The organism is Sphingobacterium sp. HMA12 (genome assembly GCF_002933815.1).
In the GTDB taxonomy this organism is placed as follows: domain Bacteria; phylum Bacteroidota; class Bacteroidia; order Sphingobacteriales; family Sphingobacteriaceae; genus Sphingobacterium.
Genome location: NZ_BEYR01000001.1, coordinates 2,207,224 through 2,222,737, shown reverse-complemented (window position 1 = coordinate 2,222,737; position 15,514 = coordinate 2,207,224). Strand labels below are relative to the sequence as shown.

At 40.5% G+C, this 15,514-nt stretch carries 10 protein-coding genes; all 10 read right to left on the bottom strand.

Features of this window, described 5'->3' with window-relative positions; translation table 11 throughout:
* Positions 1 to 11: 11 nt before the first annotated feature.
* The gene (locus HMAT_RS09500) at positions 12 to 434 is read right to left on the bottom strand and encodes a VOC family protein (protein WP_233789161.1); all 423 of its coding nucleotides are present in this window, start codon (positions 432 to 434) and stop codon (positions 12 to 14) included.
* Between the two features lie 124 nt (positions 435 to 558).
* Positions 559 to 1,425, bottom strand: coding sequence for a DMT family transporter (locus HMAT_RS09495; protein ID WP_104383371.1), 867 nt, complete (start codon positions 1,423 to 1,425; stop codon positions 559 to 561).
* A gap of 378 nt (positions 1,426 to 1,803) precedes the next feature.
* Positions 1,804 to 3,228, bottom strand: coding sequence for an efflux transporter outer membrane subunit (locus tag HMAT_RS09490; protein WP_104382473.1), 1,425 nt, complete (start codon positions 3,226 to 3,228; stop codon positions 1,804 to 1,806).
* Between the two features lies 1 nt (position 3,229).
* A complete protein-coding gene (locus HMAT_RS09485) occupies positions 3,230 to 6,379 on the bottom strand; it encodes an efflux RND transporter permease subunit (protein WP_104382472.1) in 3,150 nt (1,049 codons plus the stop codon).
* A gap of 36 nt (positions 6,380 to 6,415) precedes the next feature.
* Positions 6,416 to 7,525 carry an efflux RND transporter periplasmic adaptor subunit gene (locus HMAT_RS09480; protein WP_199768583.1) on the bottom strand — a complete coding sequence of 370 codons (1,110 nt, stop codon included), beginning with the start codon at positions 7,523 to 7,525 and terminating at the stop codon, positions 6,416 to 6,418.
* Between the two features lie 227 nt (positions 7,526 to 7,752).
* Entirely contained in the window at positions 7,753 to 8,514 is a 762-nt protein-coding gene (locus tag HMAT_RS09475; RefSeq protein ID WP_104382470.1) for a LytTR family DNA-binding domain-containing protein, read from the bottom strand.
* Positions 8,511 to 9,617 carry a sensor histidine kinase gene (locus tag HMAT_RS09470; protein ID WP_104382469.1) on the bottom strand — a complete coding sequence of 369 codons (1,107 nt, stop codon included), beginning with the start codon at positions 9,615 to 9,617 and terminating at the stop codon, positions 8,511 to 8,513. The genes HMAT_RS09475 and HMAT_RS09470 overlap by 4 nt, the downstream gene beginning before the upstream one ends.
* 470 nt (positions 9,618 to 10,087) lie before the next feature.
* The gene (locus HMAT_RS09465; RefSeq protein WP_104382468.1) at positions 10,088 to 10,570 is read right to left on the bottom strand and encodes a DUF4822 domain-containing protein; all 483 of its coding nucleotides are present in this window, start codon (positions 10,568 to 10,570) and stop codon (positions 10,088 to 10,090) included.
* Between the two features lie 303 nt (positions 10,571 to 10,873).
* A complete protein-coding gene (locus HMAT_RS09460; protein ID WP_104383370.1) occupies positions 10,874 to 12,301 on the bottom strand; it encodes an efflux transporter outer membrane subunit in 1,428 nt (475 codons plus the stop codon).
* Between the two features lie 24 nt (positions 12,302 to 12,325).
* A complete protein-coding gene (locus tag HMAT_RS09455) occupies positions 12,326 to 15,514 on the bottom strand; it encodes an efflux RND transporter permease subunit (RefSeq protein WP_104383369.1) in 3,189 nt (1,062 codons plus the stop codon).

Genomic DNA, 15,514 nt, shown 5'->3' with positions numbered 1-15,514 from the left:
ATTTGATCGGTCTACTCTGTTGCCCATACAGCCAGCTCATAGCCATCAGGGTCTTTAAATTGAAATCTTTTGCCACCGGGAAAGCTAAAGATATCTTTAACAATGATACCGCCGGCCTGAGTGATTTTGTCACGCGTAGCGAATAAATCATTTGAGTAAAGAACGACTAAAATACTGCCGTTTACTGGTGTTCCAACTGTAAAACCTCCATCCACATATTTACCATCAAAGGCGGTATACTGAGGGCCGTAATCTGTAAAGCTCCAGCCAAAACTTGCGGAATAGAATTTTTTAGCTCTTTCAAGATCGCTAGATATAAATTCAAGGTATTGAATTTGTTCATGGATAAGTTTATTGTCTGAAGAAGTATTGCTCATAATCTTGTCTAAGTGATGTTCATTTTTTCGAATGCTCAACTGAATTTCTGATTTCAATTGAGCATTCGATAGGATGTAAATATAAGACTTTGCCCGGACAAATTTTGGGGCCTAGCGCATGAATCTGTTATTAATTACAGGTAAATCGCCTCATCGTCTTTTTGTTATATTGAAATCTTGATTATTCCTTTTTTCTACCGAGGCGCACCTGGATCAGTACAGAGAGCATAACCAATGAAAGCCCGAGATAGAATGATAGATTGAGTTCTTTGGATTCATGAAAGAAAAAAAATGCAATTAAGATAGCATATACAGGTTCGAGATTAAGGCTTAAATTGAGTGTAAACGCAGAAATTCTCTTTAAAATTTCTGTGAAAGCGATGTATACGGCAACGGTACAAAAGAGGGATAAAACGAGGAGATATATCATATCTGTTGAACTTGGGATAAAAGAGGTCATGGGATAATAATAAAGATACCCGGGAAGGAGCAGCCCCAGCGCGATGGTCCCGCCTAGCATTTGATAATAATTGATGATTATACTATTATACCGTTTGACCAAACGTTCATTATAAATGGCGTAAAGCGAAGCGAATGCAGGCGAAATGATCCCCAAGATAATACCCAATTGATGTGCTGTGTCGAAATGAAATATCAATGCTATGCCACAAAGTGTAAGTCCACTCAGCAGAAACTCCGAACGTTTAAATCTTGTTTTGTTGATCATTGGGGCAAAAATTGCGGTAAAGAAACTAGCCATGCAGTAACAAACTACGCCAATGGAAATATTGGAATATTTGATACTTGCATAAAAAAGTAGCCAGGAGGCCGTAATCAAAAGCCCATTTTTTGCGATAGCAAATTTTTCAGCTGAGCTGATCTGATGTGGAATTTTAAACCATTTTGAAATTAAAAATAAAAAAATAGCAGAGAAAAATACCCGATACCAGGTTAGCATACCTTCATTGAGACTGATGACTTTGCCCAATACGCCAGATATGCCTAAACATACCACAGCAAGATGCAGTATGAAATATGAATGTTTCATAATAATGTTGTCTTCCAGATCTATCATTAAAAATGACAGATACTTTTGTTATAAAATTTGATTGAGAATGTAAGGCATGGGGAATCGTCCCGATTATTCGGTGCCACACTTTATTAATATTTTAGCAAATATTAAACGATTGGGGGAGGAAGACAGCTTGTTCTGTTCATAACATTCTATTTCTTATCCGAAGATAAGAAAATTTAGTGGTTTAATTCCGATGATTGAAAAATAGCAGCAATCCATTCGGGGAATTGTAATCGAAGTGATGGATCAAGCCATCAAAAAGGGACCAATGCAATTTGGTCCCTTTGATTAAACTATAATAATAATGGATATGCTCAAAAATCATTTGGAGCATATCTTATGCTTTACCCGTTACTGTTCGGTATCGTTAACTCCACCCAGTGCGCGGTAAAGATCCACTACTGCATTGAGTTTTTCACGCTTTATGCTAATATGCTCGAGGTCATTTTGTAAAGCATTGTTTTGTGCGGTTATGACTTCCAGATAATTTGCCATGCCACTTTTGTATAAGAGTGCAGCATCCGAAGTCGCTTTGGCCAATGACTGTGATTTAGCGTCAATCAGTTGTAACCTTCTTTCGCTATGTTTAATTTTTGCCAAGGCATCCGATACTTCCGAAACTGCGCGCATAACAGACTGTTTGAACTGTACCCCCAATTTCTCTCGCTCGATTATCGAGATCTCATAGTTCGTTTTTAATGCACCTTTTTGAAAAATTGGCTGGGTGATGTTGCCTGCTATTGTTTTCACAATGGAGCCGGGCAGATCAAACCAGCGATTAAATTGAATGGAATTTGTTCCGATCGAAGAAGTCAAACTTATTGAAGGATACATTGCAGCTTTCGCCAAACCCATTTTACTGTTGGCAGCGACAATTGCGTATTCAGCGGCTTTTACGTCCGGTCTGCGGCTAAGCAGATTGGCAGGAACACCGGTCGCTACTGTTTCGTTGACAAATCTGGCATCAAGACCTTCGGAACGCAGAATCTTATCCGGAAAATCGCCACAGAGAATACTCAGGGCATTTTCTTCTATAGCAATATTCTGGTCTGCCAAAGGAATCAGCAATTCCGCGGTTTTCTTTTGGGCTTCGGCCTGTTCGACAGCTAAGGAACTTACGAGTGAAGAATTATATTGCAAGCGTATCATACTTAATGTACTGTCACTAAGCTGAACGTTTTTTTGTGCAATTTTTAGCTGTTCATCCAATGCAATCAGGTTGTAGTACGATTGAATAACCTGAACAATAATGCGGGTCTTTAACGCAGATAAATTTTCCTTCTGCCCAAAGAAATTTGCTAAAGCTTCTTCTCTCTGCATTTTTGCCTTTCCCCAGATGTCGGCTTCCCAGGAAAGTCCGAGCGTAGCGCTGTAATCGTCCATATGGGGTGTTCCGATAAATTGATCACTGAGGGAACCATTGAGGGAATTGGAGGACAGCCAAGTTCTATTCGCGCCCACGTTGAGATCAAGTGTTGGTAATAGGCCTTTTTTCGATTGTTTATAGGCGAGCTCCAGCTGTTGCATGCTGAGCAGCGCCACACTTACGTCGGTGTTTCTGACCAATGCTTTCGTTATGAGTGCGGTCAGATTAGCATCCTTTACAAATTTCTGCCAGGATAATGCCAGTGTATCGGAAGTTAGGACAATTTCGTTATTTCTAAAATTTTCTGGTAGCTCCATGTCCTGACGTGTATATTTTTTGCCTACACTGCATGAAGCGAGCAGTAGGGAGGCGCCTGCTAATATGCTAATATATTGATGAAATTTTTTCATTTTAATCGTTTGTCTTATCCACGAGTTTTTTACTTGAAACCTTCTCCTGCAAATATTGAAACACCAGGTATAATAGTGGTATAACGATCACGCCCAGGATCACACCGCTTAACATCCCCGTTGCCGCTCCGGTACTGATGGAGTGATTACCCGTTGCTGTTCCGCCCGTTGCAAACATTAATGGAATCATACCTGCTATAAAGGCCAATGAGGTCATTAAGATCGGTCTAAGCCGTGCTTTGGCACCCTCAAGGGCCGAATCTAGGAGTGAAGACCCCGCCCGTCTACGCTGCAATGCAAACTCAACGATCAGGATCGCATTCTTGGCCAAAAGACCAATCAACATAATCAATCCGACTTGAACGTATATATTATTGTCCAGACCGATCGCACGTGTTCCTAAGAACGATCCTATGATCCCTGTCGGAATTGATAACAGAACTGCCAGCGGCAATAGATAACTTTCGTATTGAGCGGAAAGCAAGAAGTAGACGAACAATAAGCTCAATGTCAAAATGATCATCGTCTGATTGCCAGAAGATTTTTCTTCCAGGCTTAGTCCTGTCCATTCGTAACTATAGTCTCCCGGCAACTTGTTCAATACGTTTTTCTCCAATGTTTCCATGATAGCACCGTTACTGATGCCCGGATTACTAACGACATTTATGGTAAGTGAATTGTATAGGTTGTAACGTGTTACGGATTCTGGCCCATAGACTTTACGCAGTGTTACCAATGTATTTACGGGCAACATTTCCCCTTTGTTATTCTTGATAAATATTTCATTGAATGCATCCTTATCCGTTCTAAAAATTCCATCTGCTTTTACAGCAATACGATAGAATTTACCAAAGCGATTGAAATTCAATGATTGATCGCCCGCAAAATAGGTCTGAACGGAAGAGAGCATTTCACTGACGTCAACCCCAAGTTGGGCAGCTTTATCCTCGTCAACTTCCAATTCCATTTGAGGGTAATCTGCTCTAAACATGGTGTAGGCAAATTGTACACCGGGTTGTTGCATGATCTTCGCAATAACAGAATCGGACATTGCTTTAAGCTCCACCGGAGATTTCCCGGCTCTATCCTGCAGCACAAGTTCGGCCCCGTTCATCATACCATAACCGTCAACGGGGGGGGAGCGGAAGGCCATTGCATTACCTTCTTTGACAGTGGTCAGCTTTTCAGAAATCACCTGATGGATCTGATCAATATCGTTCATTTCGCCACGTTTTTTCTTATCCTTTAGGCGGATAAATCCTGTTGCATAGGCCGCACTGGAGTTGTTCCCGATCATATTGAAACCCGTGATACTTGTATGACTTTCAATAGAAGGAAGGTCGGCGAGCAGCTTTTCTATTTTTTCTACGGCTTTAGTCGTCCGATCGAGGCCGGTACCAGGCGGCATCTCCAAACTGTACACGACAAAATTGTCATCTTCCATTGGAACAAAGCTCTTTGAGGTACTTGTCATCAAATATCCCGCTGCGCCTATTGTCGCGATAATTAATAAAGCCGCTATCCATTTTTTCTGAACAAGGAATTTCAGTGAACCTACATATCTATTTGTCATGTTCTCAAAGCCAGCATTAAATGCTTTGAAAAACCGTTGGGAGAACCCTGTCTTTGGGGTTTGTCCGTCGTGGTTTTCGGCATGTGTGTTTTTCAGTAACAAGGCGCATAGTGCCGGAGTCAATGTCAGCGCATTGATTGCTGAAATGACAATAGCGATAACTAGGGTGTAGGCAAATTGTTTATAAAACATTCCCGATGAACCGGTCATAAAACCGATAGGAATAAACACAGCGCACATGACTAAAGTAATCGAGATTACAGCACCCGTTATTTCGTTCATGGCACTGTGCGTGGCCTCATTACCGGTCATGGTCGATGTTTCCATCTTGCCATGGACGGCTTCGACGACGACAATGGCGTCATCGACGACAATACCGATCGCTAATACCAAGGCGAAAAGGGTCAATATGTTGATGGTAAACCCAAACACCAGTAAGAAAAAGAATGTACCCACGATGGCTACTGGTACCGCAATTGCTGGAATAATAGTCGATCGGATGTCCTGCAAGAATAAGAACACAACCAAAAAGACCAAAATGAATGCTTCAATTAAAGTAGAACGCACCTGGGCGGTACTTTCATCCAAACGTTCCTTGGTACTGATCAGTTTAAATATCTTGATACCAGGAGGAAAAGAGCGTTGTGCTATTTCAATTTGTTTATCGATCCCTATTTCGATTTCGTTGGCATTTGAACCAGAAGTCTGGAAAATACCGATAGTAACCGTATTCAAACCATTGTTTTGCGAATTACCACTATAACTGATCGAACCAAACTCTATTCGGGCAACATCTTTCAGCCGGACGATCTGAACATCATTATTTTTGACAATAATATTTTCATACTGTTCCGGAAGGTTCTTTTTCCCTTTATATCGAATGACATATTCCAGGGGAGCTTTTGACTCTTCACCTAATTTTCCAGGCGCAGATTCCAGACTTTGCTTTGAGATGGCAGCAATGACTTCCTGCGGTACAAGACCATAACTTGCCATTTTCTGAGGGTTGAGCCAAACGCGCATGGAGTAGTCTTTGGAACCAAACACCATGGCCTGGCCTACACCGGGAACACGTTTGATCTGCGGGATCAGATTGATGTTGACATAGTTCTGCAGGAATAGTTCATCATATTTTTTGTTATCTACGGTATAGATATTGAAAATCATGATCATACTATTCTGCTGCTTAGAAGTCGTCAATCCCATACGGACCACTTCCTGTGGCAAGATTGGTGTAGCTTGCTGCACTCTGTTTTGTACGTTTACTGCGGCCTGATCCGGATTTACCCCAGCCTTGAAGACGATACGTACCGAAAATGTACCGTCATTACTGGCCGTTGAGGTAATGTATTCCATGTCCTCCACACCGTTGATCTGTTCTTCAAGCGGTGTGACAACTGACCGTAATACGGTCTCACTATTACCACCCGGGTAACTCCCTGTCACTTGGACAGTGGGTGGAGCGATGTCCGGAAATCGTGTCTGTGGTAATCTTAAAAGGCCGATGATCCCGAGTATGACAAATATGATAGATATAACAGTTGCCAAAACTGGCCTGTCAATAAATTTCTTAAGCATTTTATTTTAAATTTTAGATAAATCTACTATAGGTTTTTATTTCTTAGTAGGTTGAACTTGCATTCCGTCATTAAGCATATCAATTCGATTCATTACGATTTTTTCACCCGCTGTCAGACCTGATTTGAGCAGATACTCATTGGCCGTATTTCCGGCAATCTCGATCTGCTTCATGGCAATTTTATTTTTGTCTCCAATGACATAGACAAAATAACGGTCCTGGATATCTTTAACAGCTGCTTTGGGAACTAACAATACATTATCATGAGCCTTTTTTAGGACAACTTTGGCTGAACCGCCAGAACGAAGTATCTTGTCTGGGTTAGTAAAGATTGCCTTTAGTGTCATACTACCAGTTGTCCTATCAATATTACCGCTGGCCATTTCTACTTTTCCAGGGTGATTATAGACTGTACCGTCAGCGAGGATCAATGTTGCATCATCCTGAGATGATTTTGTTCTGTGGTCCTTCATAAAGGCTATAAAATCAGCTTCACTTAAGGAAAAATACACGTTCACGGTATTGATTTCAGCTAATGTTGTCAACGGTGTGGCATCTACTGCTGTAATCAGATTTCCGATACGATTTGGAATTCGTCCGATGTAGCCGCTAACTGGAGCATTAATTAAGGTAAATCGTGCATTAATTTGTGATGAACCTAGCGCTGCTTGTGCTTGTGCGACCTGTGCTTTTGCCGCAGCGTAATTCGCTTCAGCGGTTTTAAGCTGAAGTTCGGTATACACTTTGCCTTCTACAAGCGGTTTGATCTTTTCAATTTCTAGTTTCGCATTTTGTTCTGCGGACAACGCTGCCTGATAAGCTGCCCTGCTGTTATTAACTTGTTCATTATATACATCTGCTTTTATTTTGAAAAGGGCTTGGCCTTTTGTGACATAATCCCCCTCTTTCACATAGATCTGCTCGAGGTAACCCGTTACTTGAGCTTTTACGTCAACATTGACTGTACCCTCTAATGTGCCGGGATATTTTTTTTCTGTTTCCGCCTGTGCGGGGGATAGTTCAATAAAGTCAACAGTCACTGCCTGCTCTTGCGGTTGTTCTTGGTTGCCTCCACAGGACGATAATAATGTAGCTGCTGTAATAAATGTAAGTATAGGTTTTAAAGTCATCGTTCTTAGTGCCATTTTATCATTTTATATAAAGCAAAAGAAAGAATTCTTTTAAGGGATGTTGTCAGGAAATCTACCGAGACGTAACAATTGCCTACTGAAACGTAGCTATAATGCGCTGAATTTTTATATTATTTAATCAGAATGGGTCTTTTTTATCGTTTTCCTTAGAAAGACGCTAGTTGGACAGCTGTCCGTTCCAGTTGATTGTGTCCAAAAATAGGGAATTAGAGAGGGCTCTATTAATAATCCAACCAATTTTTTAAGAGTTGAGCTTTTTCGCGACTAACCAGGATCTCGACATCTTCGCTATATTTGATTTCTACTTTAAGTTTGCCATTAAAATGGTTATGTAATCTCTTTATTGCATCTATATGCACAATAAATTGTCGATTGGCACGAAAAAAAACTTTGGGATTTAGTTGCTGCTCCAGCTCTTCTAAGGTTTGCGGTACAATTTCGACCGTACCACATTTCAATTTGGCATGTGTTAACTTAAACTCTGAGTAAAAATACTGAATGTCTTCGACCAATATTGTTTTATAACCATCCTTGTAAGGAAGCAGAAACCGGGTTCTGAAATCTTTTGGATAAATAAAATCCAATAAGCCCTGGATTGGGGCCTGACTCGTCTGTTGAAGTTTTAGATTGTCTAATTTGATCAGTGCATTTTCTAGTTCTTTTTTTTCTACGGGTTTCAGGAGATAATCTATACTGTTGAACTTAAAGGCCCTGACGGCATATTCATCAAATGCAGTCGTAAAGATAATGGGACAGTCAATTTTTATGTTTTCCAGAATCTCGAAACTTAAACCATCAGAAAGACGGATATCCATCATCACCAAATCCGCAGATTCATTACTTTGAAACCAAGTGATACTATCTGCAATACTATCCAAAACATCCAGTATTTGTATGGCGGGTTTTATTTCCTTCAATAGTCGTTTTAGACGATCAGCATTCAATTTTTCATCCTCAATAATCAATACATTGGTTATGCTCATGAGTTTTGTTCTATAAGTGGTAGATTAACTTTGAATGTCTTTCCATTGTTCAATATCTCCGGTTGCAGATTCGACAATAGATCATATCTTTTGATGATATTCGAAATACCTATTCCAGATGATTCGGATACATTTTCTATTGGTATCAAAATATTTTCGACAACTAATTGGTTCTGTGCATTGGTGTATACCTTAATCTTTAATGAACGCTTCTTATTGGTTTGATTGTGCTTTAGTGCATTTTCAACCAAAAGCTGTAAGGTAAGCGGTGGTAATTGATAATTGGACTTCGCAGGATCTACATTTATTTCAAAATGGACCCCATCCCCAAATCTATTTTTTATCAAGAAAATATAGGAATCTAGAAAATTGAGTTCTTCCTCGAGAGCGATCACATCTTTTTTTGAATTCACCAACAGGTAGCGGTATATTTTGGAGAAATTCTCCGCATATTCATATCCGAGCTGTTGATCCTCTAAAATTATTTCGGATAATACACTCAAATTGTTGAAGACAAAATGTGGGTCAATCTGTAGCTTTAGCGATTGAAGTTCAGTTTCGAGAATAACTTGCCCGAGCTTAGCTGCACGTATGGATTCATTTTTCCAGTTGTTGATCAGATGAATACCAATGTTAATCCCCATGATCATTAAAGCGATCATGACGCTGATGGAAATATTTTGAATGACACCTCTTTTTTCTTCCAGAGACGTTGCAATCGTGATATTTTGAAGTTCATAATAATACCGGGAGATGATGTAAACCAGCAATAAATTGATGAGAAGAACTACAATGAGATTGATAACTGTTTCAATTAATAGTCTTTCCGTTGGGTTGTCTTTCCAAGTTAAGACACGGTCCAATCTATTGTGTACAATAATACTGAACTCGGAGATCAGAAAACTATAGATGATCGTAAATGTCCATTCTCCCAATATTTCAAACCTATTTCGCTGGAAATAGCCGTTCCAGCAACTAGAAAATGGATCGATAATATAGGTAACAAGATAGATGAGAAAAAATGACAGTATGGTAAATAATACCCTTTTTTTATTTGTACTGATTAGATTCTTCTCATATTTATAGAGTGTCTTATCTTGCATTCTTTTTACTTATATATGCTATTTAATCGCTATAAATTTCGCAATTCGTTTAATGATTGGAGTAAAAATTTATTCTGAAGCGTACAAAGAGCAGGCTGAAAGATCAATTTGTACAACCCAATCGTATATTGCATCAATGTTCTGATTTATGTCTTTCTTATAGAATTTACTGAATTAATTTCAGTAATACAATCAAAATAACAGTATTTAATTTGCTTTTGTAAATAGTTTAACAAAAATAAGGTACAAAAATCCCCAATGGCTGAGTCAATAACAAAATTCAATTGTCTATCGCTGATTATATAGCTTTCAAAGTGTCTGATTGTAAATATCTTGCGAAATGTGATGAGTTTATGAATTGGAATAAACTTTAAAAACGGAGCTAAAAAAAAGATTGACAAAACAGGAGCATTGTCAATCCTTGTGGTTTAAGAGGAAATATCGTGCTATATAGTCAAGTAATACAGCGGTTACTTTGGCTCTTTGTGTGTTGTTGGTGTATGGATAATGTCGAAATAAACGGTTTTATTGTCGTTATTTGGATAGATTCGGTACGTAAATTCCTTTTTTGTCAATACCGTTATATCAACTACGCGTGTGAAAAGCGTTTCTCCGGTAGCATTTTTAGCGACGATGGTCCGTGTTTTTCCATCCGCTGAAACAGACCAGTCGCCCTGCATTTTGGGAGAGTCATCAAGATTAAACATGGTAAAGGACCCATCCGATTTAAAGTAGGCGAAACCCACAAAATTTGAGACGTTAGCATCGGTCAGGGCCACGCTTTCACCTTTGTTATTTTTGGCATTTGTCGTTTCCCAGGCTGTACTTGCCAATACCTCACTTGGTGTCAGCTGAGGCTCGGGAGTAATTTCATCATCTTTACTGCAGCTTCCAAGCAATAAAGCGCAAATGGCAACGCAACATACCATTGCCAGCGTTTTTAAATTTCTCATGTTATTAAATTTATTGTTTCACAAAAATAATTACATGATTACTGCGGTATTTGTCCCTTTTATTCCAAGGTTTGAAAGATTTATAACAATGTCTATATGGGTAAGTATAGGATAGGTAAAATTTGAAAAAAGAGCGGAGATAGCTGGGAGCTACTGTCGCAAGGTCGAATCGGAACGCCAAACCAGGTAGGGGCGGTAAGCGTTAAAATGTGTTGCTATAAAACAATAAAACAGGAGACCCTCGCGGTCCCCTGTTTCCCAGATATGTGATATAAAATTAGAAAAATTGCAAATCTTTAAAATTTAGTTATTGCTCCATCCGCCACCTAAGGAGCGATACAGATCGACTACAGCAGAAAGCTCGGCTTTCTTCACTTGAGCCAGCTCAAGTTCGCTCTGTAATATATTGCTTTGTGCAGTGATTACTTCCAGATAAGTTGCCATACCAGTTTCGAAAAGAAGGTTGGCATGTTTAGTGGCCTCTTTTAAACGAGTGGTTCTATCCAAAGTAATCTGTTGTTTTTCTTTCAATTTTTGAATAGAGACCAGCGCGTCAGAAACTTCTCCGGCGGCTGAAATGACTTTTTGTTTAAAAATCATAACGTTCTTCTCTTGTTCTATGCGGGCAAGCTCATATTGTGTTTTCAGCTCTCTGCGCTGAAAAATAGGCTGTGTAATACTACCTGTGATCGCACCAAATAGAGATGCAGGCAGATTAAACCAATTACTGGTTTTAAACGCATTTACACCTGCTTCAGCGCTAATGACCAACGAGGGGTACATTCTTGCTTTAGCAGATTTTTGATAGGCCTGAGAAGCCGTGACAGCAAGCTCTGCCTGTTTAACATCCGGACGATGGCTTAATAAATCTGCCGGTATCCCTGTTGCCAGATCTTCGGGAAAACGAACATTGACTAATTGCTCCTGTGTTTTAATTTCCGCTGGGAGTTTGCCACTGAGAATTTGAATCGCATTCTCCTGAAGATGGATCTGCTGTTCGAAATCAGGTATAAGCGCAGCGGCGGATAGACGTTGCGCATCGACTTGTTCCAATGCAAGTAATGTGATATCACCAACTTCGTATTGTTGCTTGACAATACGGAGCGTGGTATCGCTTAGTTGTAAATTTTGTTGCGCAATATCCCTTAACTGATAGAGCATCAAAAGTTGATAATAACCTTGGGCAACCTGGGCAATCAATTGCGTTTGTATGACTTTTTTTGCTTCCTCAGTTTGCAGGTAGGAAGCTAAAGCCGCAGCGTTTTGATTCTTGATTTTCCCCCACAGATCCGCCTCCCAAGATAAACCAATGGATGCTGTATAGTCTTCAACATGATTTTGTTTTAGAAATTGTGCCAGACTCAATCCATTCATGCTGTTATTGGATGGGTTGGTACTATTTCCTCTAACCTGCAACTGAGCGGCAGGAAGATAGTTTGCTTTTGCCTGCTTCAGGCTCAGTTGAGACGACTCTATATTTTTCAGTGCTAATTGCATGTCCAGATTATGCTGGATAGCGCTGTCGATCAAGCTTTGTAAAACCGGATCTTTAAAGAAGTCGCGCCATGGAATAGAGCCGATATTATTTTCCAGGGATACTTGTCCCTGATCGCGATATTGCTCGGGCAGATTAGGAGCAAGATGTTTATTGCTGACCAGTTTATCTGTTTTACAAGACCACGCGACAAAGGATAAAATGAAAACTGTCAGCAGCTTTACTTTTCTATTCATATATTTCGATGTTGTCATTGTTCACTAATTATTTGTATGCACAGGGATTTCCAAAGAAATGTGTTCATTCTCCAGTTGTTTTTCTTTTGAGGTACCGCTTACTTTTTCCTGTATAAACTGGAAAACTATAAAGAGGATAGGAATAATAAAAAGTCCTAATACTACCCCACTAAGCATTCCTCCTGCCGCCGCAATACTGATCGAATGATTTCCTTGTGCGGATGGACCGACTGCGGTCATCATGGGGATCATACCTACAATGAAAGCCAATGATGTCATGATAATAGGTCTCAGACGCAAGCGCGCGGCTTTAAGTGCTGCACTCGGTATCGAGAGACCCTGTTTACGTCCCTGAATGGCAAATTCAACAATTAAAATGGCATTCTTAGCCAGTAATCCGATCAACATGACCAATGCTACCTGGACGTAAATATTATTGGCAGTATCGGTGAAGCTAATTGCGGCAAAGACACCGAATATACCTGTTGGAATAGAGAGTATAACCGCCAATGGGATAATATAACTTTCATATTGTGCCGCAAGTAGGAAGTAAACAAAGATCAGACAGAGGATAAAAATAAGTGTAGATTGACCTCCCGAAACAATTTCTTCTTTGGTCATACCCGAAAATTCATACGTAAATCCGGTGGGTAAATGCTGTTTGGCGACTTCTTCCACAGCGCGGATCGCATCACCTGAACTATAGCCCGGTTTTGGGATCGCATTGATTCCGATCGAATTAAACAAATTATAACGCGAAGCAGTTTCAGGGCCATAGACACGTTCCAATTTCACCAAGGTATTGATAGGTACCATGTCGCCCAATCTGTTTTTAACAAAGATTCCGTCCATGGAAGTTGGTTCGCTACGGTCTTTTGCATCCGCTTGTACCATAACACGATAGTACTTTCCGAAACGGTTAAAATCTGACGCCTGCGCGCTACCAAAGTAGGCTTGCATGGTCTGTAAGATGCTTTTGGTGCTTACACCAAGTTGTTCGGCTTTGATATCATCAACCTGTAGTTCGTACTGCGGATAATCGGCTTTGAATGTGGTGAAGGCCATCATGATTTCAGGACGTTTCATCAGTTCACCGATAAAGCCTTGACCGATTGTACTGAATTTGCCAAGTTGTCCACCTGTTCTATCCTGAAGCACCATGTCAAGACCATCTACATTACTAAATCCGGGAACTGTTGGAAATGTAAAGACGAAAAAATTTGCGCCTTTGATACTTGCCAGACGTTGGTTGACATCAGCCATAATCGCGTTGATATCCTTGATACTGCCCCGTTCTTCATGTGGTTTCAACAAAATAAAAGCAACGCCTGCCGATGGGCTGGTTGACTGAGTTAGAATATTAAAACCAGCCAAAACGTTTAAAGTCTTTGTGAAATCAGCATGTTGGAGCTGTTTTTCAGCTTCAGCCAAAGCGCCCGAAGTACGGTCCAAAGAGGCACCCGCAGGCATAGATAATGATACGGCGATAAAACCCTGGTCTTCGGAAGGGATAAATCCGGTAGGTGTACGACGGATCATAAAAATTGTCAAGAATAAGGTGATCCCTAAGCCCGCGAAAGCTACCCATTTGTAACGGATCAGAAAACGTAAGCTACCTAAATAGTTTTTGGTCAGGCGATCAAAACCAACGTTAAATCCAGTGAAGAATCGTTCTTTGAAATTAAGTTTTTTAGTATCATCATGATTATGGTGTGTAGGTTTTAAAAACAGGGCACAAAGTGCTGGACTTAAAGTCAACGCATTGATCGCTGAGATCACGATGGCTATGGCCAGTGTAAAGGCAAATTGTCGATAGAAAACTCCCGTCGAACCTTCCATAAAACCGATAGGGAGGAAGACCGCGGACATGACCAGTGTAATGGAGATAATGGCTCCCGTGATCTCACTCATGGCTGAGGTCGTCGCTAATTTGGGCGGGAGATTATTATGTTCCATTTTGGCATGTACGGCCTCGACCACCACGATGGCATCATCCACGACGATACCGATAGCCAGCACAAGTGCAAATAATGTCAATAGATTGATGGAGAAGCCAAAAAGTTGCATAAAGAAGAATGTCCCCACAATCGCTACAGGCACAGCAATAGCCGGTATCAGTGTTGATCTAAAATCCTGAAGGAATAGGAAAACAACTAAAAAGACCAGAATAAAAGCTTCGATCAAGGTATGTTTAACTTGATCAATAGATTGATCAAGTGCGTCCTTGGTATTATATAAAACAAGATATTTTACACCTTTTGGAAAGCTTAAGGAGGCTTTCTCCATAAATTCCTGAATAGCAATCTGGATTTCATTCGCATTGGATCCTGCTAATTGCATTACCCCGATATTGAGTCCTGCTTTACCATTGATACGTGTATGACTTGCATAAGTATACGATCCCAATTCAACTCGGGCGACATCTTTAAGCTTTAAGACGGAACCATCCGTATTTGAACGGATAATAATATTTTCGTAATCACTGGGTTGGTTAAGCTTACCTTTATATTTAATAACAAACTCAAAGGCTTCGCGACTGCTTTCTCCAAATTTTCCCGGAGCAGCTTCGACGTTTTTATCTTGTATTGCCGACATAACCTCTTCCGGAGTTAATTTGTAGGCGGCCATTTGGTTTGGGTTAAGCCATACACGCATGGAATAATCTTTACTACCACCAAAAGCGAGCGCCTGTCCCACTCCGGGGATACGTTTAAGTTCGGGAATGATATTGATCTGCGCGTAGTTGGTGATAAAAGTTTGATCATATTTACCTTCATCCTCGGTATATAGATCCAATACCATGATCAAGCTATTTTGTTGTTTGGCTGTTGTAATCCCTGCCTGAACAACTTCGGCCGGAAGTTGGCTGGTAGCCTGAGCCACGCGGTTCTGTACATTGACAGCGGCTTGGTCGGGATCGGTACCAAGTTTAAAATAAACTGTGATCATCAATGATCCGTCGTTACTCGCTGTAGAGCTCATATAGCTCATGTTTTCGACACCATTGATGGATTCTTCCAAAGAGGGGGCTACGGCGCGCAGTACTGTTTCGGCATTGGCGCCCGGATATAAGGCAGTTACCTGTACCGCAGGTGGGGCAATATCTGGAAACTGCTGTAAGGGTAGCTTTAGGATACCGATCACGCCCAATATTACAAGTAATATGGAAATGACGGTGGCAAGTACAGGCCTTTCTATAAATTTCTTAAGCAT